18 protein-coding genes and 2 pseudogenes are annotated in these 24745 nt (G+C 49.5%); 8 read left to right on the top strand and 12 right to left on the bottom strand.

The annotated features are described in order from the left end of the window. Window positions 1-92 precede the first annotated feature (92 nt). Both E4T63_RS19620 and E4T63_RS19625 read right to left on the bottom strand, forming a co-directional pair. Window positions 93-428 carry a ComEA family DNA-binding protein gene (locus E4T63_RS19620; protein WP_135296303.1) on the bottom strand — a complete coding sequence of 112 codons (336 nt, stop codon included), beginning with the start codon at window positions 426-428 and terminating at the stop codon, window positions 93-95. A gap of 110 nt (window positions 429-538) precedes the next feature. Further along, window positions 539-2401, bottom strand: coding sequence for a polysaccharide biosynthesis protein (locus E4T63_RS19625; RefSeq protein WP_432431709.1), 1863 nt, complete (start codon window positions 2399-2401; stop codon window positions 539-541). Window positions 2402-3024: 623 nt separating this feature from the next. Here E4T63_RS19625 and E4T63_RS19630 point away from each other — a divergent pair. The 8 genes and pseudogenes from E4T63_RS19630 to E4T63_RS19665 all read left to right on the top strand — a co-directional run bounded on the left by E4T63_RS19630 (window position 3025) and on the right by E4T63_RS19665 (window position 16040). Beyond that, on the top strand, window positions 3025-3963 hold the full coding sequence (locus E4T63_RS19630; protein WP_096795013.1) for a glycosyltransferase family 2 protein: 939 nt from the start codon (window positions 3025-3027) through the stop codon (window positions 3961-3963). A 586-nt stretch (window positions 3964-4549) separates the two neighbouring features. Further along, window positions 4550-5377, top strand: a complete 828-nt coding sequence (locus E4T63_RS19635; RefSeq protein ID WP_096794937.1) for an ABC transporter permease — start codon at window positions 4550-4552, stop codon at window positions 5375-5377. Beyond that, window positions 5367-6719: an ABC transporter ATP-binding protein gene (locus tag E4T63_RS19640; RefSeq protein ID WP_096794936.1), complete on the top strand. Its 1353-nt coding sequence runs from the start codon at window positions 5367-5369 to the stop codon at window positions 6717-6719. The genes E4T63_RS19635 and E4T63_RS19640 overlap by 11 nt, the downstream gene beginning before the upstream one ends. Then, window positions 6712-11016 carry a glycosyltransferase gene (locus E4T63_RS19645; RefSeq protein ID WP_135296305.1) on the top strand — a complete coding sequence of 1435 codons (4305 nt, stop codon included), beginning with the start codon at window positions 6712-6714 and terminating at the stop codon, window positions 11014-11016. Before E4T63_RS19640 ends, E4T63_RS19645 begins: the two co-directional genes overlap by 8 nt. Before the next feature lie 46 nt (window positions 11017-11062). Next, entirely contained in the window at window positions 11063-12046 is a 984-nt protein-coding gene (locus tag E4T63_RS19650; RefSeq protein WP_096794934.1) for a glycosyltransferase family 2 protein, read from the top strand. A gap of 4 nt (window positions 12047-12050) precedes the next feature. Next, window positions 12051-12389: an EamA family transporter gene (locus E4T63_RS19655; RefSeq protein WP_096794933.1), complete on the top strand. Its 339-nt coding sequence runs from the start codon at window positions 12051-12053 to the stop codon at window positions 12387-12389. Between the two features lie 24 nt (window positions 12390-12413). Then, window positions 12414-14924: a DUF7657 domain-containing protein gene (locus E4T63_RS19660; RefSeq protein ID WP_135296306.1), complete on the top strand. Its 2511-nt coding sequence runs from the start codon at window positions 12414-12416 to the stop codon at window positions 14922-14924. Between the two features lie 159 nt (window positions 14925-15083). Further along, window positions 15084-16040: pseudogene (locus E4T63_RS19665) on the top strand (acyltransferase). Between the two features lie 78 nt (window positions 16041-16118). On the opposite strand, the pseudogene E4T63_RS19670 reads toward E4T63_RS19665, so the two are convergent. The 10 genes and pseudogenes from E4T63_RS19670 to E4T63_RS19715 form a co-directional block, all read right to left on the bottom strand. Further along, window positions 16119-17420 (bottom strand): annotated as a pseudogene (locus tag E4T63_RS19670) (IS4 family transposase). A 145-nt stretch (window positions 17421-17565) separates the two neighbouring features. Further along, window positions 17566-18573 carry an MraY family glycosyltransferase gene (locus tag E4T63_RS19675; RefSeq protein WP_096794930.1) on the bottom strand — a complete coding sequence of 336 codons (1008 nt, stop codon included), beginning with the start codon at window positions 18571-18573 and terminating at the stop codon, window positions 17566-17568. Next, the gene (locus tag E4T63_RS19680; RefSeq protein WP_096794929.1) at window positions 18570-19532 is read right to left on the bottom strand and encodes a UDP-glucose 4-epimerase family protein; all 963 of its coding nucleotides are present in this window, start codon (window positions 19530-19532) and stop codon (window positions 18570-18572) included. Before E4T63_RS19680 ends, E4T63_RS19675 begins: the two co-directional genes overlap by 4 nt. After that, window positions 19529-20452 carry a glycosyltransferase gene (locus E4T63_RS19685; protein ID WP_096794928.1) on the bottom strand — a complete coding sequence of 308 codons (924 nt, stop codon included), beginning with the start codon at window positions 20450-20452 and terminating at the stop codon, window positions 19529-19531. The genes E4T63_RS19680 and E4T63_RS19685 overlap by 4 nt, the downstream gene beginning before the upstream one ends. Window positions 20453-20504: 52 nt before the next feature. Then, window positions 20505-21395, bottom strand: a complete 891-nt coding sequence (gene rfbA, locus E4T63_RS19690) for a glucose-1-phosphate thymidylyltransferase RfbA (RefSeq protein ID WP_135296308.1) — start codon at window positions 21393-21395, stop codon at window positions 20505-20507. Then, complete coding sequence (gene rfbD / locus E4T63_RS19695; protein ID WP_135296309.1) at window positions 21392-22285, bottom strand: dTDP-4-dehydrorhamnose reductase; 894 nt, start codon at window positions 22283-22285, stop codon at window positions 21392-21394. Before rfbD ends, rfbA begins: the two co-directional genes overlap by 4 nt. Next, a complete protein-coding gene (gene rfbB / locus E4T63_RS19700; RefSeq protein WP_096794925.1) occupies window positions 22282-23358 on the bottom strand; it encodes a dTDP-glucose 4,6-dehydratase in 1077 nt (358 codons plus the stop codon). Before rfbB ends, rfbD begins: the two co-directional genes overlap by 4 nt. A gap of 223 nt (window positions 23359-23581) precedes the next feature. Then, entirely contained in the window at window positions 23582-23821 is a 240-nt protein-coding gene (locus tag E4T63_RS19705) for a LapA family protein (RefSeq protein WP_027612424.1), read from the bottom strand. Between the two features lie 30 nt (window positions 23822-23851). Further along, window positions 23852-24148 carry an integration host factor subunit beta gene (ihfB, locus tag E4T63_RS19710; protein ID WP_003189779.1) on the bottom strand — a complete coding sequence of 99 codons (297 nt, stop codon included), beginning with the start codon at window positions 24146-24148 and terminating at the stop codon, window positions 23852-23854. A 152-nt stretch (window positions 24149-24300) separates the two neighbouring features. Then, the gene (locus E4T63_RS19715; protein ID WP_135296310.1) at window positions 24301-24579 is read right to left on the bottom strand and encodes a hypothetical protein; all 279 of its coding nucleotides are present in this window, start codon (window positions 24577-24579) and stop codon (window positions 24301-24303) included. Between the last annotated feature and the right edge of the window lie 166 nt (window positions 24580-24745).

The raw sequence follows: 24745 nt of genomic DNA on the forward strand, positions 1-24745 counted from the left end.
ACAAACGCGACGCCACTCCCTCTGTCGCATCTCTGCCACCAGAAAGCAGAAAGGCCGGTCAATGACCGGCCCCTTGGCGTTGAATAATCAGCTTAGTTCACTTCCAGCTTATCGCGGTTGCGATCCAGGATCGCTTTGCCGATGCCCTTCACTTCAAGCAGTTCATCCACCGAGGCGAATGGCCCGTTAGCATCACGATACGCAACAATCGCTTTGGCTTTCGCCTCGCCGACTCCGGACAATTGCTTCTGCAAAGTCGCGGCATCGGCACCGTTCAGATCAACCTTCTCACTTGGGGATGCCGTCATCCCCTCCGTAACCATCGTTGCCTTTTCCGCTTGAGGGGCGACGGCTGGTGCGGCGATTGCAGCGATTGAAGCGCTGGTGAGGAAGGCAAAAACCAGAGAATAGAAAAAACCGTTACGCATAAATGACGCTCCATCATCGTTTTAGAAAGCAGCTTTTCCGAAGCTGCTCTCCAAACTTAGGCGATGGTTGGCGGTTGTCAAAAATGCGTCTATTACAGGATGTGAAACAATCAGGGTTCCAGGCGGCGCTGCTGGTAGATCCAGTCGACGATTTCGCCATCCGGGGTATAGCCGCTCACGGTTTCGCGCAGCAATTGACGCACTCGTGAGTAATCATCATTTTCGACTGCGACGAGCAGTTCGTGTAGACGAGCCTTGAGTACATCCCAAGGAAGGTGATCCTCGTTGGCGGTCATGATCATCGGGTGTGGCGTTGCTGCTACGTTGTCGCCGATCAACAGCTCCTCGTAGAGCTTTTCACCTGGCCGCAAACCCGTGAACTCAATGGAAATATCGCCTTGCGGGTTGCGCTCGGAACGAATGCTCAAGCCGGACAGGTGGATCATTTTTTCTGCCAGTTCGACAATTTTCACGGGTTCCCCCATGTCGAGCACGAAGACATCACCACCCTGCCCCATGGATCCGGCTTGAATCACCAGCTGCGCAGCTTCCGGAATCGTCATGAAGTAGCGGGTGATCTTGGGGTGGGTGACCGTCAGTGGGCCGCCTGATTTGATCTGGCTGTGAAACAGCGGGATTACCGAACCCGACGAACCCAGCACATTGCCGAAACGGACCATGGTGAAGCGGGTTTTGTTGACTCTGGAAACGTTGACCTTGTCACCGAACAACACAGGAGCGATCTCACGGCTTAAAGCCTGAAGTGTCAGTTCCGCCAAGCGCTTTGTGCTGCCCATGACATTAGTTGGACGGACGGCTTTGTCAGTGGAGATCAACACAAAGTTAGCCACACCGCACTGTAATGCCGCTTGAGCAGTATTGAGCGTTCCAATCACGTTGTTCAAAACACCTTCGGCAATGTTGTGCTCAACCATAGGCACATGCTTGTAGGCAGCCGCGTGGTAAACCGTCTCAACGTCCCAGGTTCTCATGACATCCAGCAGTTTGTGTTGGTGGCGGATAGAACCCAATATCGGTAAAAGCCTGATGGATAATGACTCGCGAGCTCCTCTCTGTTCAAGTTCCGACAAGATGCTGTATAGGTTGAATTCGCTGTGCTCGAACAAAATCAGTGTTTTAGGCTCGAGGGAGAATATTTGCCGACAAAGCTCTGACCCGATGGATCCGCCCGCGCCGGTCACCATGACCGTCTTCCCCTTGATACAGCGCTCCAGCAAGTCACTCTGCGGCGGCACTGAATCCCGACCGAGCAAATCAGCGATGTCGACTTCCTGAATGTCTTCCACCTTGACACGACCACTAGCGAGATCGGTGAAGTTTGGAACACTTCGAACATGCAGTGGAAAACCTTCCAACAGGTTGAGAATTTCTCGTCGTCTGGCGCGAGTAGATGATGGAAGCGCTAGAAGGATCTCCTGCGCGCCAGTTACATCGATCATTTGTTGAATGTGCTTGGGCTTGTATACCTGCAATCCTGAAATTGACCGATCCGCGATGCTTGCGTCATCGTCGATAAACGCTACCGGACGCATGACGCGTCCCATACGTAACGCAGCAACCAGCTGATTACCCGCTACGCCAGCACCGTAAATCGCGACTTTGGTAAGACCGTCATCGCGATTTGCAAATGGCACGTGTTGGGCCGCGTTGAACCAGTCGCCCATGAAATACTGGCGCATACACAGTCGTAGACCGCCAATGATGACGAGGCTAAGCCACCAGTAATTAAAAATGATGGAGCGAGGTACAACGGTTTCATGGTTGCTGTACCAGTAGACGACGACCGCGAGAATCAGAGAAGAAAGACTGACCGCTTTGATTATCGCAATAAGTGCATCATTGCCGAAGTAACGCATGACAGCACGGTACATTCCAAAACGGATAAACAAAGGGATCGCGACGACAGGAGCGCAGCCGAAAAGCCACAAATGGACACGCAACGGATTGTACATATCGTCGATGCCAAGCCGAACGATAAATGCCAGCCAGAGGGCTAACCACACCAGGAAGACATCAGTGGTGACTTGAATCAGCCGTTTTTGCCGACGAGGCAAACTCACCAAATAGCGTCGGACCCCATCTGTAACATCATCGAACACTATTTACGCTCCTTTTCCCGAATACCGACTGTTGCACCGCTGGCGAGTCCTTTCAGGTGCTCAGCTCTGTAAGCGTCCGCAATCACTTCAATTTAGCCGGTACAAATGCGATGCAAAAGCTCCTATTGACACTATCGCGTCATTTGCTACGGCGTTCCCTTGCACCGGCGCAGCCACTGTACGTGACCACTCGAAAAAGCCACGAAAATTGGGCCGTTGCAGAACCTTTCGATTGCGCAGATCTCTTAAAGTGCGGCCGAGACAGACATTTCACCTGAACCCTTTTAAAATGGCTACCAAGGCATACCCTTTCAGCTCCGTTCCGCCAAGACAGCCTGAATCGCCACTCCTTCAGCTGCACGCTACCAGCTCAGCCTAAGGTCAAATGCATCTTGAGATTTACGTGATTCGGAACGTTTGAGACAAAAATGACTACGCAGCCACAGGGTTTGAACTTGCACTCTACGACGAAGGAAATGTCTGAAATCAATACATTAAATCCAAAGATCGCCATCTTACTCTGCACTTTCAACGGCGCAAATTTTCTCAAAGAGCAATTGGAGTCGTTCATCAGTCAGACCCACGAAAATTGGGTAATCTACGCCTCGGACGATGGTTCCACAGACGACACGCTCAAGCTTCTGACTCGGTATCAACAAATATTGGGCAACGACCGACTGGTCATATTCCATGGCCCTCGAAATGGCTTCGCCAAAAACTTCCTATCCTTGGTTAAAAATCAGTCAATTATTGCAGACTACTTTGCATTCAGTGATCAAGACGACATTTGGTTTGCCGACAAACTGGAAAGAAGCCTGGCAAAGATTCGAGCCGTTTCTGCTGCCCCTGCGCTTTACTGCTCAAGAACCCGCCTAATTTCCGCTGACAAAAAAATTCAGGGGTTTTCACCTTTATTCTCGGCGTCACCCACATTCGCCAACGCGTTGGTTCAGAGCATCGCTGGCGCAAATACTATGCTCATCAACTCTCAAGCGCGGGATCTACTAGCGCAGACGCCTGATGACGCGGTCATCGTCGCCCATGACTGGCTGACCTACTTAATCATAACCGGCTGCGGTGGAGTGGTCATCTATGATCATCGCCCCTCGCTGGATTACCGACAACACGGCGAAAACCTAATTGGCGCAAATAATAGCGCACGCGAACGCTTGGTTCGTATTGGACGGATGTGGTCGGGCCGCTTCGGTGAATGGAGTACCCACAACCTGCTGATCCTGCGTTGCTTTCGTCATCACCTGACCGCCCAAAACCAGCGAGCCATGGATCTTTTCGAACAAGCGCGTAAAAGCCCTTTATTCAAGCGCCTTTATCTGATGAAAAAGTCGGGGATTCATCGTCAAACGCTGCCAGGAAACATCAGCCTCTTCGTAGCAGCATGCCTGAACAAAATTTGAGCAGTGAACTTTATTTCGCCGAAAGAGCGTACAGCACTGGTGACGTCTGAACGTGGGGGCATGGATGCCTCTGCGGCTCACATATGGTAATGTGCCGCCCGCCTCCGGCGAGGCTCGCTGAGCATTGGCATTTCTGGAAATCCTACTTTTTAGACTGCGCCAGGAGACATGAGAAAAGGGTCTCAACCTCCCGTGAAGCGTTATACCTCCCAGCCGGTATCGTTACACGCCAGTTGTTGACTGGACTTTGGTCACCACGTCAAGGATGAATGAAGGTTCACGAAATGACGTCCACGGCATTGGTATCACTTTTCCCTAAGCTGAGAACGCATGACGAAAACGACTACATTCATGGCTATTCCAGAGGAACCGGATGAATGCACTCATGGCCTGAATATTGGCTCGCCTGACGCTGCCCCCCTTCCCCCGTGTACGTGACCAATAAATTCAACCAATTGTCGACGAGCGTAGTCTGGCCGGGAACGAGCGAGCCAGCGTCTTCGACTGAACCCCTTGAGGAGGCAACTACCTTGTCCGCTACAGATCAGGCAGCTAACCTGCTCCAAGACACAGAGGTGTCCGCTTAGTGAACCCACATCTTTCACCTGCAAGCAGCCCTGTCAGTCTTGTCAAAAGCTTGTGGCACAACCGCCAACTGATTGCCCAGATGACGACTCGAGAGGTCGTAGGGCGTTATCGGGGCTCAGTGATGGGTCTCGCATGGTCCTTTTTTAACCCGATATTGATGCTCGCGGTTTATACCTTCGTGTTCTCCGAAATATTCAAGGCTCGCTGGGTCGGCATGGATCCCAGCAAAGGAGGCTTCGCGATCCTTCTCTTTGTCGGGATGATTATTCACGGACTGTTCGCCGAATGTGCAAACCGAGCGCCTTCGCTGATTCTGACAAATGGCAACTATGTGAAGAAGGTGGTTTTTCCTCTGGAAATACTTCCCGTCATCACGTTGGGCTCAGCCATGTTCCATAGCGCTATCAGTCTGGTTGTCCTGCTGATCGCTCAAGTGATTCTCACGCACACCATGCAATGGACAGCGCTGTTATTTCCGCTGCTTTTGGTGCCGCTGCTACTGGCCACACTGGGCGTTAGCTGGTTTCTGGCATCCCTCGGTGTATTCCTGCGGGATGTCGGGCACGTAATCGCGGTGCTGACTACCGTGCTGTTATTTTTGTCGCCGGTGTTATACCCGGTAGCAGCGCTTCCCGAAGTCTACAGGCCTTGGCTGCAACTGAATCCGCTGACCTACATAATCGAAGAAAGCCGCAACGTCCTGCTCTTTGGGCAGTTACCAGACTGGGGTAGCCTGTGCCTCGCAGTGGTGATTGGGGCAATTATCGCCGCTGCCGGATATTGGTTTTTTCAGAAAACACGAAAAGGATTCGCTGATGTCCTCTGATAACGTCGCAATCAGCGTACAAAACATCTCGAAGTGCTTTTATACCTATGACAAACCTCGGGATCGTTTGAAGCAGGCCATCATGCCGCGTCTTCAACGCTGGGCAGGTGACGAAATCACCTCTTATGGCAAAGAATTCTGGGCTCTTCGCGACATCAGCTTCGATGTCAAAAAAGGTGAAACCGTTGGCATTGTGGGTCGCAACGGCTCCGGAAAATCCACCCTGCTGCAAATTATCAGCGGCACACTGACCCCCACTACGGGCACGATCGAGACCCGAGGGCGTATCGCCGCGCTATTGGAGCTTGGTTCGGGCTTCAACCCGGAGTTTACCGGCCGGGAGAACATCTACCTCAATGCTGCGGTCCTTGGACTGACACGTGACGAAGTCAATGACAGGTTCGATGCCATCGCCGGTTTCGCTGACATTGGCGAGTTCATTGATCAACCTGTCAAAGCTTATTCGAGCGGTATGGCTGTGCGCCTGGCTTTCGCCGTCCAGGCTCAGGTAGATCCAGACATTCTGATTGTCGATGAAGCACTGTCAGTCGGTGATGCACGGTTTCAGGCCAAGTGTTTCGAACGCTTGCGGCAGTTAAAAGATAACGGCACCAGTATTCTGCTCGTTACCCACTCCAGTGAGCAGGTGGTGACCCATTGCTCTCGAGCGGTTTTGATTAACGACAGTCGTGTCGAGCTGATCGGCGAGTCTCGACCAGTGGTCAATCGTTACATGGACATCCTCTTCGGCCGTGAAAAACGGGTAGAAAAAGACGATGCACCGAAAACAGTGGCGGCACCCAAGATCTTGTCCGTCGATGCAGTGAAGATGAATTTCGAATCTGGCGCCTACGAGAGTCGTCCCGGCTACAACTCCCATGAATACCGCTGGGGTGATGGGGCTGCTTCGCTGCTGGACTTCCATCTGAGCGCCAGCGGACGCGAGTATCCGAACACGATTGAATCGGGTGAGGAAATCGTGATTAATCTCGCGATACAATTTAGCCACATGGTTGTCAGCCCAATTCTGGGCTTCACCATCAAGACCAAAGAAGGCGTAACGGTATACGGTACCAATTCGTACCTGCTCGATTGCGAATCGATGCAAACAATCGGCTCTGCCGGTACACAAGCAACAGCTTGTGTGAAATTTATCAATAGGCTTGCAACAGGTGATTACTTTATTTCCGTCGGAGTCGCATCAAGATCCGGTGAAGATGTCTTGCCCCACGACCGCCGTTACGACTCGATTCATTTTGTCGTCGCGCCCACGCCGGAAGTGCTTGGCTTGATTGATTTAGGTGCCTCCATGGAAATTAAATTGGTAAATGACAATGTTTGAACTTGAACGCTACGGATACAGCCGCGATGAACAGACCGGGGTATGGGTTCGTGCCGACTACAAAGGAATCGCTTACAGCGATGGCGATGCATCCGAAAACAAACTGGCTGCGATCATACGTGAAGCTGCGGATGTATCTGTTCTGTCCGAGGAACTGCCTCAACATTGCACCGACTGGGCAACGCTGTATCACTTGAGTTCCATACGCGGAAATATCCTGCGTCCGTTCGAACATCTGCTCAAGGGGCGAGTTCTTGAAATCGGCGCAGGTTGCGGCGCCATCAGTCGATTCCTGGGCGAGTGCGGCGCGCAACTGCTCAGCCTTGAAGGTAGCCCACGCCGTGCGGCCATTGCTGCAAGCCGCACTCGCGGTCTTGCCAATGTGACCGTACTGGCGGAACGCTTCGACGACTTCAAAAGTGACGAGCAATTCGATGCAATCACGCTCATTGGTGTTTTGGAATACGCCAGCATGTTTAGCGCTGACGCTGATCCTGCGTATGCAATGCTCAAGCGTATTCGGAGCATGCTCAAACCTGACGGGCATCTTTTCATCGCGATAGAGAATCAGCTGGGGCTGAAATATTTCGCAGGCGCCCCGGAAGACCACGTCAGTATTCCAATGTATGGAATTGAAGGACGATATGCTGATGGACAACCGAAAACATTCGGTCGTTCTGAACTGCAACGATTGATTGAGCGTGCAGGCTTCAAGTCTTCGACGTTTTTGTCGCCGAGTCCGGATTACAAGCTTCCAAATTCGATCATCACCGAAGCAGGATTTGCGACCCAGGAATTTGACGCTGCCGCACTCGCTTGGCAGAACGTAAAAAAAGATCCGCAGTTGCCGGGAACCACCCACTTCAATCTTGAGAAAGCCTGGCCGGTCGTCATCGACAATGACCTCGGTATGGACCTGGCGAACTCCTTTTTGATTGCAGCGTCTTGTGATGGAGCGCCGACCATTGCAAAGACCATCCTCGCTTATCATTACAGCACCGGGCGACGGGCCCCATATTGTAAAGAATCGAAATTCGTCAAGACAGAGCAAGGCATTGAGGTTCGGTATCGCCGACTGGCTCAGAAAGCAGTCCATGAAGAAAACAAGCTCTTTAATTATGTGCTTCCTGATACAGACGCTTATGCAGCCGGCCACGTTCTAAGCCAACAGTTTTTGGAGAAGGCTTCGGGTGTTGATTGGACGCCCGCAAGTTTTACTCCCTTTTTGCAAGCTTATCTTCAAAAGCTCAGAGTTTTACTGCTCGACGACGGCGTGAATGTTGATCTGAAGAATATTAAAGATCTCTTGCCCGGCAAGTATATCGACGCCGTGCCTCACAACATTGTGATCAAGGAGGACGGCTCCCCTTGTTTGATCGATATCGAATGGGAATTGGCCGAGGGCGTGGAGCTCGGCCACTTACTAATGCGCTCGTTGCTTCTGTTGCTAGCTAGCGCTACTCCGACATACTCCGGTCATTCAACCCCGAGTCGACAAGAATTCATTATTGAGCTCCTGGGGAACGTCGGCCTGCAAATCACCCCTGTCGACCTCGATCGCTATATCGGCGAAGAAGCTCGTTTCCAGCAGAACGTGACAGGCCGAAACATTTCAAGCTTCTTGGATTGGTCGCCCCACAAAAGCGTTCAGGCTAGAGGGGTCACGGAAGCCAAGGGTGCCACTGCAACGCTGTATTATGGGAACACTGCGGATTCCTTTTCCGAAGCTCAAACAATAAATCAAGAACTTACAACGGGTGCGCAAACGATCGTCTTCTGTCTGAAAGACATCCCCGCTGAATGCAATAAGTTGCGATTGGATCCAGTAAATACCCGACAGCCTTACTTCATTAGCCGAATGCAGCTCTCTCGTAACGGCCAATCTGTTTGGCTATGGCAGGGAAATGGCGAAATCAATTCGGGTGCAGTGAAACTCAGCCGATTAGACAATGCCGCACTTTTTATTCCTGTCAATAATGATCCACACCTGATACTGCCTCTTGAACTAATTTCTCTCGGCGATCTTGGTCAGTTATCATTGGAAATAGACTTGACATTACTTACGGATGAGCAGTTGGCTCAAGAGATTACTGTGATAAACGAAACGACGTCGACTGAAAAACTTTTAGCTTTGCAGAAAAAACTAGAGCAACAGCTTTTAGTTGAAACCACGAAGCATGCTGAACTGCATAATGCCACTCAAGAGAAAATGCAGACTTTATTTACAGAAATAAGAAATAAAGATGTAAAAATCGAACAGCTTGAAAGCCAGCTCACCCTGCAACAAATTCAAAAAGATACGCATATTCATAATCTGAACCTACAGATTATTGGCATGCAAAGCTCTACCAGTTGGAAGATAACTGCACCGATGCGCAAATCTGTACGGCTGATACGTCGTTTGCAGAAGATTCTCCGAATTTTGCCATCCGCAATTCGTCGCGGTGGCGGCATAAAAAATACCGCCAACAAAGCACTGAGCGTCTGGAAACAACAAGGCGCGGCTGGAATCATCGCGCGGATTCGCTACCTTAACGGCGCTAGCGAATTCGCATTCGTCGGGCAGGAGACTCGCGAAGTCCCGGATCGTCACGATTACGCACGATGGGTTGATTACTACGACACGATCGATGATAACGGTCGCTGGCGCATGAGCGAGGAAATCAGGAAATGGGCAAGCAAGCCGATGATTTCTATTATCATGCCTGTTTACAACCCTCCTATCGACCTACTGCGCGAAGCCGTAGAGAGCATTCGTTCACAACTGTATCCAAACTGGCAGCTATGTATTGCTGACGATGCTTCAACGCAACCCGCGGTACAGGAATATCTTAGAACGCTCAGCAATGAAGATAAGCGTATTCAAGTAGTGTTCCGTACCGAGAACGGACATATTTCCAAGGCCAGCAATTCGGCACTGGAATTGGCTCAGGGTGAATTCATTGCTTTGATGGATAACGACGACCTGCTGCCAGAGCATGCTCTTTACTGGGTTGCTCGTACCATTATTGAAAATCCAGGTGTTGGCCTGATTTATTCCGACGAAGACAAAATCGGCACTGATGGTAAGAGAAGCTCACCTTATTTCAAATCTGACTGGAACGAATATCTATTTCGATCCCAGAACATGATCTGCCATTTGGGCGTCTATCGCAGAGACTTGGTGACAAAGGTTGGGCAATTCCGTGCAGGCTTTGAAGGAGCCCAGGACTACGATTTGGCTTTACGTTGTGTAGAACATCTCGAACGCGAACAAATCATCCATATTCCGCGCGTTCTATACCACTGGCGTATTCACTCCGGTAGCACTGCTATGGCTGGCGACGAGAAGCCCTACGCAGCCCTTGCTGGCGTTAAGGCCCTAGACGAGCATCTGCAGCGAAAGGGCGAGATTGGTAATACTGAGCTCCTACCGATGGGTATGTACCGCGCCCACTATAAGCTGCCCGAGCAGTTGCCTCTGGTGAGTCTCATCATCCCTACCAGAAACGCCCATGGGTTGGTTAAACAATGTATTGACAGTATCAAGCAGCTGACAACTTACCCGAATTACGAAATTATCCTTATAGACAACGGATCAGATGACGCCGAGGCACTGAAGTATTTTTCCGAGATTGATCAAGAACCGAATATCCGTGTATTGCGAGACGACGGCCCGTTCAATTACTCAGCACTGAATAATGGTGCAGCGCGCATAGCCAATGGCTCAGTGATCGGGCTGATCAACAATGATATCGAAATCATTACGCCAGACTGGCTGGAGGAAATGGTTTCCATTGCTATGCAACCGGGTGTTGGAGCAGTAGGCGCGCGTCTGTGGTATCCAGATGATCGCCTACAACATGGCGGAGTCGTCGTTGGCGTAGGTGGTGTCGCTGGTCATTCGCACAAATATCTTCCTAAAGGCGACTATGGATATTTCTGCAGGGCTGGTTTGATTCAGGAATTTTCCGCAGTGACGGCGGCATGTCTGATCATCAAAAAGTCGATATTCGATGAAGTAGACGGTCTAGATGAAAAGCACTTGAAAATTGCCTTCAATGATGTGGATTTCTGCCTACGTGTCAAAGAGGCAGGCTACTTCAACGTCTGGACGCCATTTGCTGAAATGTATCACCACGAATCGGCTACCCGAGGATTGGAAGACACGCCGGAGAAGCAGCAACGATTCATGAAAGAGATCACGTACGTTCAGGCTCGATGGCCAGATATTCAAAAAGATTACGCCTACAGCCCAAATTTAACTCTCGACCATGAGGATTTTGGCCTGGCTTGGCCGCCACGGGTGAAGTTATAAATATCGTTACCTTGAACGTTAAAATCTTTTTCATATGGACGTTAAAATGATCTCCAATCAAAATATCGCAGTAGTGATTCCTTGTTTCAAAGTAAAAAAACACATACTTGAAGTCATCAGTGAGATGATTCCAGAAGTCGATAAAATATATGTTGTAGACGATTGCTGCCCAGAAGGTACCGGGGATTACGTTATAGCGAACAATAGGGATTCCCGCGTCTCTGTAATCAAGTGTACAGAAAACCAAGGCGTTGGCGGTGCGGTGATGACAGGGTATGCTGAAGCAATTACAGATAACATGGACATTATCGTCAAAGTCGATGGCGATGGACAAATGGATCCAAATCTAATTCCTGCTTTCGTTGCGCCTATCGTTTCTGGGGAGGCCGATTACACTAAGGGCAATCGTTTTTTTGATTTGGAAGAAATCCGCCAAATGCCAAAAATTCGTCTTTTCGGCAACGCAACTCTTTCTTTCATGACAAAACTATCTTCGGGCTATTGGGACTTGTTTGACCCCACAAATGGCTTCACAGCAATACATCGGGACGTAGCAAAACATTTGCCAACGAAAAAGATCAGTCGCAGATATTTTTTTGAGACCGACATGCTATTTCGCCTCAATACTTTGCGCGCTGTAGTCGTTGATATTCCAATGGACGCGAAATATGCTGACGAAGTGAGCAACCTCAAAATATCCAAAGTGGTTGGTGAGTTTTTCTTCAAACACATGAGAAACATGGGCAAGAGAATTTTTTATAATTATTATCTAAGAGATATGTCGTTGGCGTCGATCGAGTTACCTTTAGGAATTCTAATGGTTACCTTAGGAGGGGCATTCGGGATTTCCCACTGGATCAGTTCGCTCCATTCTGGCATTCCAACATCGGCGGGTACGGTTATGCTTTCTGCCCTACCATTGATTTTAGGAACACAATTCATTCTCGCTTTTATCGGTCATGATGTGCAATCGATTCCTAAAAGACCCTTCCATCTGATTAATAAAAAACCCACTCAGACCAAGGGCTGATTACGTGACCTACTTTATCGCTTTAATCTGCGTACTTGGTATAGCTGCCGGCCAGATACTATTCAAACTAAGCGCAACTTCGCTTCAGAAAAGTGGTAGCTTTTTTGACCTGAACACTATTCTTACACTATTCAGTGCATTTGCGCTTTACGGAATTACCACTATCGCCTGGGTTTGGGTATTGCAAAAAATCGAATTAGGCAAAGTTTATCCACTTATGGCACTTGCTTTTGTCCTCGTCCCTATTGGCAGCCATTTCTTCTTTGGGGAACGGTTCCAGCCCCAATATTTTTTGGGCGTCACCATAATAATCACAGGCATCATAATTGCTGTAAAAGCATAAACTTATAATCGCCAGAGATAAATCATGGGCTTTTTCAAATCATTTATAAGATTCTTATCTTTCAGAACCTTGAAAGCAATCAGCTTATTAATTTTTTTAACGCTGCCATTCTACTCAAATATGAGCGCCGCAAACCAGATAGCTGATCGATTCGGCGAAGGCGCTGTTGATGTAATAAAACAGGAAGGAAACAAAGTAATCGCCCAAGGCTGGGCGGGACCAGCAAAACCATCAGAGCAAATCGCGTCGATATCTGTATGGCTATCTGGACAAAAGGTATATGACAGCCAATTCGAGCGTTATGAACGTCCAGACGTACAAAAAGTAACCAATAGAAGTGATTGGCTTAGATCTGGATGGCGCTTAAACTTTTCTCTTCCTGAAGAAATGAAAACCGGGGATTACACGGTTGAAATCGTCGCAAAAATTGATACAGGAAAAGAAATTTCACTTTCCGCAAACAGTAACTCCAAAATTTTAAAAATCGACGGCAGCTTCAACGAAAAAAAGAAACAAATTCGAACTATAAAAATTATTATCGCCACGACACTCATCATTTTAATTCTAATGTTTTTTTATGCGGAATCCTTTGTACGCATAATTAAAGAAAAAATAGACCTGCAAATCTCTGAAGCCATCTTCTTCAGTACCGGTTTGATAGCCAGTTTCATTTTGTTTCTAGCGATAGGTATCACTGGTTCATCGTTCAGCATTGGGCTTTCACAAGCCCCGTTCGTGAAGGGCGATGGTATTAACGTCTCAGGACTAGATCAAGGTATCAGGAGCGACGAATGGCTAGTGTTGACTCCGCTGGCCGTAGCACAGTTCAATCACGTCCCCCCCAATCCAGTGGTAAATACTAACCATGGGGAAGACGGGCAAAATATGCTAATTGTGGGAATGACTGGAGTACCAGTGGCCCATATTTCAGAAATTTCAAAACCCGCTACATGGGGATATTTTCTTTTCGATCTAAAGAGGGCCCTATCCTGGAATTGGCTGTTTCCAATATTCGGTTGTTTATTAGCGCTGTGGGCAGTCATTTGCATAATACTTCCAAATAATTGGAAAGCCTCTTTCCTTTTATCGCTTCTATTCAGTTCCGCACCGTATGTTGTAGCATGGTCAAACTGGCCAGCGTACGCGGTATTTTTCCCCAGTCTGATTTTTATCTGCTTAAATTCGATTCTGCGCACAGAAAAAACATTGACCAAACTATGTCTTGGTGTGCTAGCGGGTATAACGTTTGCGGGCTTCGTATTCGTACTTTACCCGCCTTGGCAGGTATCATTAGCGTATATCTTCATTGCATTGACAGTCGGCGTAGCATTAAGAGATAAGCTCTTACACCGTTTTAACGCAGCAACCGCCATTTCGCTAATTATTGCTACTTTAATTGCTGGTTCGATATTACTGTCGTGGTGGACGGATGCAAAAACGGCTATCGAAGCGATGGAAAACACTGTATATCCTGGTCAGCGAACCACCGTTGTTGGTGGTACTATGTCTCTACCGATGCTTTTACGTGGCTTTACAAATGTTATCACTCTATATGAATTGCAAAGCCCCTACAGCAACAAAAGCGAAATCGCGTCTTTCAACTACCTTCTATTACCCTTAGCGCTTTTATTCCTTCTAAAGGCGCGCCAGAAGTCTTTGACCGCGGTAGAAATATCACTTGCTGTAGCGATATTATTCATCATTGTATTTATGTTTGTTGGCATCCCAACAAGTATCGCAAAGTTTTCTCTTTGGGGAAGAGTACCCGCTAACAGAGCGGATTTGGCGTTAGGACTAGCCACACTATTACTATCAGGCCTGCTCATGCAAGCCAAAATCAAAACCGCTGGAAATCAGAACCTAACAAAAATTGTAGCGGTTATTGTGACTTTAACGTGGGCCATAATTTCCTACAAAGCGATCGGCGGTCTCGACGACACGATTATACGCGACCTAAACATTAACATAATGATAGCGCTATTCATTACGATCATGACATTAGGATATTTTTTATCCACGTCAAACTTCAAAGGTTTTGTTTACCTTAGCCTAGCAGTTTCCACCGCCACTACGCTTACATTCAACCCTATCAACATTGCTCCGAATGATATCAAAACAACAACCTCGCTTATAACAAGCAAGCAAAGCCGGGTATTAGTTTTGGATAACATGACTCCCGCCATGTATCTTGTAGCAAGCGGCACCCCCGTCGCAAATGGTATATTTTACTATCCACAACAATCGATTTGGCACCGACTAGATCCGAATGGTAGCAACTCAGACACTTACAACCGATACCAACATCTTATATACTCAGTCGATAACACTGCGCCGACTCTTAGCTATCGACTGGAGTCTCCTCGACCCGACGTAGTAAAAATTTACATAAATGCAGCCACATTTGACTTCAATTTAAGCGGTGCTGACTTAGTAACAGCCCCTGTTGCCAACCGATTCGAGCTTGAAAAAAACCCCAAGCTAAGATTCATTAACGACAGTGACGGGTGGACTTGGTTTAGAATTTCCAAACAGTAGCAACAAGCGTGAAGCCTCCGATGGAGGCTTCACGCTTAAAACAATAAACAACAAATAAGCAGCGCTTCATGTAGAGAAGTATCATAAATGACGAATAACTTGTCACAACGCATTGCTTCGCTCGATGCCATCAAATCTATCGCGATCGTGCTTGTCATCATGATTCACACTAGCGCACCAGGATATGTTTCTTTTGGTGGGCAATGGCATGCAGCATTATTTTACGAAGCTTTTTCCAGGATCAGCGTACCTTTGTTTTTTATGGTTACAGGTGCGCTTCTCCTCCCCCGCGAACATTCAATACACTCCATTACAAAAAGAATGCAACGCGTACTAATACCCTTGGTAGTTTGGTCGTTTATATACTTAATCTTTAATAAATACTACTTTTGAACATCTACATCAGGGTGGCTAAAACATATAATTCGCGGCCCTATACTCCACCTTTGGTTTATCTATACCTTGCTGGGACTTTATATATTCCTCCCTCTACTCAGTCGTTTTTTTACTTCTGCGACTCTAAAGGAAAAGCTCTGGATCTTATCTGCATGGTCGATTGGAGCTTCAATAATGCCGGCTTTTAAAGGCTTTTTTGGATTCCCGCTTATTGGGATCGATATGCTTTACGTGCCTATTTATGCCGGCTACATGTTAGCAGGCGCGGTATTGCATGAGACATTACAGAAATTCGTTGGTAAAAAAGCATCATTATTACTGGCAACAGTGGTTTGGCTAATAGGTTTATCAATGACTATTTTTCTATCATGGTGGAAGTCTATCGCGGACTCCAAATATTCCATGTTATTTATGGACTACAACTCACCCACTGTCCTTATCTCCACGCTAGGAGCCTTTGCTGCAATTTATTTGCTCCCCTTAAATCGCAACAACAATATTTTTTCGAAAGCACCCAATTACATTGGAAAACAAACGTTGGGGATATATCTTTTTCACATGATCCCATTGAATATCATTGCAGCTATAGTTAGGGATAACTTCCTATCGATAAATCCTTGGCTCTATTTTTTGGTGGTTACCTTCCTGACTTTTATAACGTCAGTTCTCATCGTTTCGATAATTCAGCGGATCCCATACCTTCGAGCAATCTGCCCTTAGCGAGCCTCCCGTCATCGCCCCTGAGAGTGCCTTCACTACTTATCCAGGTGCGATGACCCACCTTTAAAGCCATCCCTTTCAAGGTCTTTTCGTTTTGGCGACCTTGATTACCCTGTCCGTTGAAACATGAGCATGCACCGCTGTGTCTTGGACCCACGTCTTAGGCTTGGGCACCTTGGGGCTTCGAGGGCTTTTCGCAACTTGTTTTGGCTGGATGTTTCTGGCCAGTTCCAATAAGCGCTGAGCCAGTTTTTCCGCAGGGATAACGGGAAGGTACTCCGAGGGCAGCGCAATCTGCAGTCCCTCATAACCATTCCTGACCTGGACCGCCAAGTGGTAGGTCGAGGCTTCCCAGCCTTCAGGCTGGGTGTCCCGATGGGCTTGTTCGACACTTCGTTTGAGTACGGCCAGGACGTTGTATGCCAATACCGCAGTAGCGAACCCGAGCAAGGCAGCCTTTAGGCTGCCAAGGGTTTCGATTTCAATTTCTAGGATCGCTTCTAGTCGCTGGAACATGCCCTCAATACTCCAGCGGCGGCGATAGAGTTCTGCGATCTGCTGTGCACTGACGCTCTCAGGTAGATTGCTCCAGAACATCAAGCTGCTGTCACCCGAGTCCGTTGGCGAATAAAGCGGCAGTTCCACGCGCCGCCATTGGTAACCACCTCTGACGTGGATGATCTGCTCGCGCACAGTGCCTGTTTCCACAACTACGGGTTCTTACCACTCACCCTCTTGAATCAGGCGTGGGTGCTTGGCTTGCTGACGAATGACAAAGGATGTCTGGACCTGCTCACAAGCTTCCATAACCGGGAGCGTGCAGTAGAGTCGATCAGCCAGCCACACCTGGCCCGGCTCGGCATCAGCCAATAGAGGCTGCACACAAATACGCTCGCTTGCGCAAGCATCCTCACACGCCTGAAGGTCGATGACCTGATCGAGATCGGGGTCGTAGACAACCACCGAAAAGCCAGGAGGAGCGGCACCTCGCTCGTGGCGTAGAGCGCCCAGACGTTTCTCAGTGGATGCCAATTGGTTGTCGTCCACCACCCGAACCTGCCAGCCCGGCAGCATCGTGGTGCAACCCAGCTCTTTGATGGTTGGGGTCAGGCGTTGCGCGCAGCCTGTGATCAACGCGCGCAACAGAGCAGGTTCGGTACGACTGATCTTGTCGTAGAGGGCTGCTAAGCTGACAGGAAGATCTTCCAGTTGCCGAGCGGCGGCGTGCAGGGATGGCTTCAAACCCAATGAAACAAGGGACATCAGCTTGATGATGGTCGAGAAAAGTAGCTCACGAGAATACTGCCGTTGCCGATGTTCTTCGAAGACCTGATCGACCCACTCAGGAGCAATAGCCTGCTCCAACGCCAACTTGGCCATGACGCTGGCAGGTGCTTTTTTTCGAATCGAGCTAGAACATCGGTCCACATCTTCGGGGATCCCAGAGTGAGATTTCAGGGGATTTTACCTAAGACCTTGAAAGGGATGACCTTTAAAGCGCAGCTGCGCCTGCTTAATACACACTTCAGTCGGGCTGGCCCGCTTTAAACTTCCATGCCAGACCACACAATGGCGTGTAAGCGGCTATCACGCCGAGGACGCCAGAACCGCCAATCGCTACCCACATAGCTATTGGCAGCAACCAGACAAGATTGATAGAAAGTACCGCCAAGGAAACAGTTTTATGGCTATTAAAAGAGCGCGAGGCTTTCTGATAAGCGTGACTTCGATGGGCCTCGTATATTTTGTTACCATTGAAAAACCGTGTAACAAGTGTCCATGTAGCATCGACGATAAACACACCTAGCAGAATAAGCCAACTCCATAGCAATTCAGGCGCCGTCCATGCAGCGTTCAGCGAAAAGGCTCCCAGCACAATCCCGAGGAAACCGCTACCAGCATCCCCCATAAAAATTCCAGCGGGAGGGAAATTCCAAAAAAGAAAACCAACTACGGCTCCGGTCAACAGCAGCGGGCCCCACATAAGCCCATTGAAGCCTGTAATCCAATAAATCAAACACATGCCGACACAGACGCTGATCGCTTCAATGCTGGCCAATCCGTCAATTCCATCCATGAAATTGTACAAATTGAGCATCCAAACCAGATATACCAGCGCTAGAATGTCACCTAGCCAACCTACATCAAATGTGACATTAAACAGCAGGATGGGAGAAAGGCCCCTCGTCCAGTACAACACCCATGCCGAGGCAATGAAATGCCCAAGCAATCGCCAACGTGCCGCAATATGCCCATGGTCATCTGCAAAACCGATTGCAGCGATGATTAGTGCTGAACCAAACACGCCGTAGAGAGTTTCCGCATTCATCAAGCCTATACTGCCCAGTAAGGGCAAAGCCAATAGAAAGGATGCAACAATAGCGACTCCCCCGCCGCGTGGAGTGGGTTCCTTATGAGAACTGCGATCGTTGGGAATGTCGATCAACCTCTTTGCTAAAGCATAACGCCGCAAAACATACGTCAGCGCCCACGAACCAACAACTACAGCAAGAAGTAGCCAGCAAGCACTCATTTCGATCGTTGTTCCTGAAAATAACGAGCAGTTTTTAGAAGCGCGATGTCCATGCTCATGGAAGGCGTCCAGCCTAGCAATTCACGATTCTTATCGATATCGACCTGAAGCGATCCACAAATACGATTAACGAAGGTTCGCTTACCCAAGAGCACGGCTGCCCACCCGAGAAGCTTATTGGGGACCGACAAAAGCCGAACAGGTTTGTCCAGTGCAATAGCCAAGCGTTGCAGCAATTCGGTCGTTGAGATGTCTTCACCATCACTCACCAGAAAGGTCTGATTGGGGGCAGCGGGATGGTTGATGCAAGTAACGATCAGGCTGACAAGGTTTGTAATAGCTACCAAACTGCGTTGATTCCGAATGGCCCCCAACGGTAATGGAACACCTTTGTTCAGCCAACTCAGCATAGTTAGGAAATTAGCTTTCACACCTGGCCCATAGACTAACGGCGGCCTAATTATTACTACCTCCATTCCGGTCTTCCGGCTCAGTTCAGTTAGCTTTTCTTCGGCTTCGTATTTAGACGCTCCATACGCATCGGACGGATTTGGCTGATCTTCAGCTGTGAATGGCCTACCCGGCTGTGTACTTTCGCCATTCACCTTAATCGAGCTTATGAAGATGAAGCGTGTAACTCCTGATTCGGCGGCTCGTTGTGCCAAACGAAGAGTGCCATCCACATTTACCTTGCGAAACTCAGCCAGCGGATCTAGAGCGTTGTCATCCATAATATGCACTCGGGCAGCACAATGAACGATGACTTGCACCGAACGCAAGCAAGGCAGGTGAAGCGATTGAGTCAGATCGAAGGGAACAACAGGACAGAGTCCATGTAAACGGGTTGCACCTCGAGCAGCGGCGATGACAGGAAAGGACTTGTCTACCAAAAGCTTGAACACCACCGCCTCACCCACTAACCCGGTTACGCCTGTGACCAGTACCGTTGGGGTAGTCATGATGCTTTCTTACCAATCAAAGCTGTGGCCCAGCAAATAAAGAAGAAGAACATCTTATCGCGTGCTCGTCGTCTGCACTTGAAAGCACTGAATGACAACCTCATTAATTGACGACGACCCAATGACAACCAAGTTCGAACGAAGGGGTCATTTTCCTGGCCAATTAGACGCGCTATTAGTCGAACTTGGTCAAACCACCAGCCATCATGAATGGATTTGTATCGGGATATCAATGAACCAAGGCCTGTATTCGCACCAACCTGATTGCCCCCGTGTTGACGGTAATCCATCGAAGGTTTTGGATCGATATACCACCTATAACCATGCGTGCGGGCGAAAGCGTAACAATACCAATCATGCAAACTAACTTCTTGGAGACATCGCCAGTTGAGAAGCATATCGGCCTTCATCGCTGCGACGAGGCTCTTGGTCATTACGTAGGTACAACCAGGACCTGCCGCTTCGAAATAGAAATCCCAAGCCACTTGTTGCTGTGCTTTGTCCAGTAAGCAGGTTTTCCCGTCAGGCCAGAAAGCCCTAACGTTGCTTGAATATGCATCGACTTCATGATGAGAAAGGACTTGGACTGCTCTATGCAACTTATCGGGATACCAGACATCGTCCTGATCGCATAGCGCGATGAAATCATAGCGAGAAAAATCAACGTCGCGGATCAATCGAAAGAAGTTACGAGATGCACCGCCGAAACTTCCAGCAGCCGGCATTACAACCACGCCAGGATGTTTCGCAGCGTATGCATTACACCAATCCTCAGTGCCATCAGTAGAGGGGTCAATACTTATGAAAACGGTAACGTCAACTGCTCGCTGGCCGAGGACAGAAGCCACTTGTTGCTCGATCCACTGCATACCATTAAAGGCTGCCAGCAAAACCGCAATCTGGGGATGTTTTACTGGCATGCCATTCCTACTACGCGGGACGAACTCTGATGCTCAATAGCCGCGAACGTCTTCAGTGCGACGGCGAATCCAGCAATTTTTGCAGATACTGACCATAGCCGGTTTTTTTCAACGCATCTGCTTGAGCGCCAAGTTGCTCGGCATTAATCCAGCCATTATGAAAGGCAATCTCTTCGAGACAGGCAACTTTCAGGCCTTGGCGCTGCTCAATCGTATGTACGAAGTGACTGGCTTCAAGTAGCGAATCATGAGTACCGGTATCGAGCCACGCAAAGCCCCGGCCAAGCATTTCGACCTTGAGCGTTTTACGCTCAAGATAGGCACGATTGACATCAGTGATCTCCAGTTCTCCGCGCTCAGACGGTTTGATATTCTTGGCGATATCGACGACGTCGTTGTCATAGAAATACAGTCCAGTTACAGCGTAATTGGACTTTGGCTTTAGCGGTTTCTCTTCAATACTCAGCGCTTTACCTGCCGCATCAAACTCAACGACACCGAAACGCTCAGGATCAGAAACATGGTAGCCAAATACGGTGGCGCCAAGCTCTTGAGTGCTCGCCGAGCGCAAGTTATCCGAGAAATGCTGACCGTAGAAAATATTGTCGCCCAGAATCAGGCAGCAAGGGTCTTTGCCAATGAACTCTTCGCCAATGATAAAGGCTTGTGCCAAGCCGTCCGGGCTAGGTTGCTCGGCGTACGTCAGCTTGATGCCGTACAGACTGCCATCGCCCAGCAGCTTGCGGAAGCACGGCAAATCATCAGGCGTAGAAATAATCAAAATTTCCCGCATACCCGCGAGCATCAATACCGACAGCGGATAAAAAATCATTGGCTTGTCGTAGATCGGCAGCATCTGCTTGGACACACCAAGAGTAAGCGGGTGCAAGCGCGTGCCCGAACCACCAGCGAGGATAATGCCTTTACGATTTGTCGTGGTCATTTGTTGAGAACTTCCCTAAGCATTCGGGTTACACCACTTTGCCAATCCGGCAAGTGTAGAGAAAAATTGTCGCGCAGCTTCTGAGTGTTCAAGCGTGAGTTCAGAGGGCGACGTGCAGGTGTCGGGTAGGCAGTCGTTTCGATTGGGTCGACCGTTGTCACAGCCAACTCCTCGCCTTGGGCTTTAGCGAAGTCGATTACGAGACTGGCATAGCCATGCCAGGACACTTCGCCAGCAGCGGCCAAATGATAGAGGCCAGCCAACTCTGGACGCTTGTTAACTTGCTGAATAGCCAACGCCGTTACATCAGCGATCAGATCCGCCCCGGTAGGTGCTCCGATCTGATCCGCAATCACGCTCAACGTTTCGCGATCTTTGGCCAAACGCAGCATGGTCTTGGCGAAGTTATTGCCGCGAGCGCCGTACACCCAACTGGTGCGGAAGATCAGATGGTTGCAACCCGACGCGATAATCGCCTGCTCACCGGCGAGCTTGCTGGCGCCATAATGGTTTACCGGCGCGACAGGGTCTGTCTCCTGCCATGGCGTGACGCCTTGCCCACTGAAAACATAATCCGTTGAGTAGTGAACCAGCCATGCGCCCAGCGATGCGGCTTCTTCCGCCATCACGCCACTCGCAAGGCCGTTTACACGATCCGCCAACTCGGTTTCCGACTCAGCTTTGTCGACCGCCGTATAAGCGGCAGCATTAACAATAACGTCGGGCTTTATCTGACGAATCGTTGCACGCAAGCATTCAAGATTCGACAGATCACCGCTGAGGCCATCGACAACGTGACGATCAAGAGCGACGAGTTCGCCAAGCGGAGCCAGGGAACGTTGCAGCTCCCAGCCCACCTGACCGTTCTTTCCTAAAAGCAGGATCTTCATGCTTTGCTCGAACGATCCGCATAGTTTTGGTCAATCCACTGCTGGTAGCTACCGCTCTTCACGTGCTCAACCCACTCAGTGTTGTTCAGATACCACTCAACAGTCTTGCGAATGCCGGTTTCGAATGTCTCTTCCGGAGTCCAGCCCAATTCGCGCTGAATTTTGCTCGCATCGATTGCATAACGCACATCATGCCCAGGACGATCCTGAACATAGGTAATCAGGCTGGCATGAGGACGATGGGCCGAATCAGGACGCAATTCATCAAGCAGCGCACAGAGGGTGTGCACCACTTCAATGTTTTGTTTTTCGTTATGACCGCCGATGTTGTAAGTCTCACCGATTACACCTTCAGTGACGACTTTGTACAACGCACGAGCGTGATCTTCGACATACAACCAGTCACGAACCTGGTTACCTTTGCCATACACGGGCAGCGGTTTGCCTTCCAGTGCATTGAGAATAATCAGAGGGATCAGCTTCTCAGGGAAGTGGCAAGGGCCATAGTTGTTCGAGCAGTTGGTAACCAGTGTCGGCAGGCCATAGGTGCGTGCCCAAGCACGAACCAGATGATCCGAGCTTGCCTTACTCGCCGAATAAGGCGAGCTAGGCTGGTAAGGCGTGGTCTCGGTGAAGAGGTCTTCCGGACCTTCGAGGTCTCCGTAAACTTCGTCAGTCGAAATATGATGAAAGCGGAAACTGGCTTTACGCGCATCATCCAGCGCTGCCCAGTAGTGGCGGGCAGCTTCGAGCAGCGTGTAAGTACCGATGATGTTGGTCTGGATGAATTCGGACGGGCCGGAGATCGAACGATCGACGTGAGATTCTGCGGCCAGGTGCATGATTGCATCCGGTTGGTGCTCACGCAGGACACGGTCAACCTGATCACGATCGCAGATATCGACGCGCTCGAAAGCGTAACGGGAGTTCTGGCTGACTTCTGCCAATGACTCCAGATTGCCAGCGTAAGTCAGCTTATCGACATTGACGACAGAATCAGAAGTATTGGAGATGATGTGACGGATGACTGCCGAGCCAATGAAGCCGGCGCCGCCGGTAACTAGAATTTTCACGCGAAACGATACCCTTGAGCTGCGGACAGCGCTGCCTGCGAGCGCGGTCTAATCCATGAATGCAGAAGCCACCATCAGTTGGCATCCGTCAGAGTCAGTCTGAAATCGACATGCATTTAGGCACGATCGAACAAGGGTGCATTTTACAGCTTAATGATGGTTTTACTAATGGATAAAGACAGACCAAGGCGCAAATTCGACAGATGCCGTGCGCCTGTCGCTTTCAGACCAGTCGTTTGCGCGCTGCCCTGGACGAACGCCCCAGAAACCAGCCCAATACAGGACCAATCATCATGCCGATCAGCAATGCCAACACAGCAACAACCGACACGGGCAACTGCGGGCCCGAAAAGCCCATAAACAAAAGCGAAACCGACTGCTGGTTCTCAAGCACAAACGCCAGAATCACCAACACCAGCAGCAGAATAAAAACACCAAGAAGTATGCGCTTGAGGTTACGCATGGGTTACTCCCTGTGTAGAGATAGCGACTGTCAAACCCCCTCCTCCTCTTCCTCGTTCACCCGGTCACGCAATTCCTTGCCCGGCTTGAAATGCGGAACAAACTTGCCGTCAAGGCTGACCGACTGACCGGTCTTCGGATTGCGACCGACGCGCGGCGCACGATAGTGCAGGGAGAAGCTGCCAAACCCACGGATCTCGATGCGATCACCGGTGGCCAGACACTGGGACATTTGTTCAAGCATGGTCTTGATGGCCAGCTCCACATCTTTGGATGAGAGTAGCCCTTGATGGGTGACAATTCGTTCGATCAACTCCGACTTCGTCATATTTTTCCCTTCTTTTTCAAGCAGCTAGATCAGCGCTTGAAAGGTTTTAGCACGCCCGGAAGATTTTGAACAGCCCAGGGATTGACATATCTTCCTTGGCGCCGAAACGCCTGTTTTCAGTGCACACAAGCACAAGCCGAAGCAGTGAACACTCAACGGCACATGACCAGCATGGTTCGAGTGACGTAGCCTGCAGGATTGAAGCCAAACGGATATTCATCTTCATCCTTGGCCTGATCAGATCGGGTGATTACCCTGTAACCCGCGCCCTTGCACTCCTTCGCTGCGCGCTTTTGGCATTTCTCCCACCCCGAACCCAGACCAGAGCAGTCGATCTCGATACCGCTGACGCCACGCACAGCATGCGTTTTGGCACTTGTGGTGCAGCCAGCCAGTACCAACACCGCAACCAAGACAATAAATCTGTTCATCCACTTCCTTATGCCAGGCAACGCCCGACTACTGCACGACTAATACCCAGCTTAGTCGCGAATAGGCGATTGATCCGATTAAAGAAACAGACAACCCGTTGAAGTGATTGGTTTCACCGTAGCCTCGATCCACGCAAACCGCGGCGCGCACCGCCACCAAATCGCA

This window comes from Pseudomonas fluorescens (assembly GCF_004683905.1).
Taxonomy (GTDB): Bacteria; Pseudomonadota; Gammaproteobacteria; order Pseudomonadales; family Pseudomonadaceae; genus Aquipseudomonas; species Aquipseudomonas putida_A.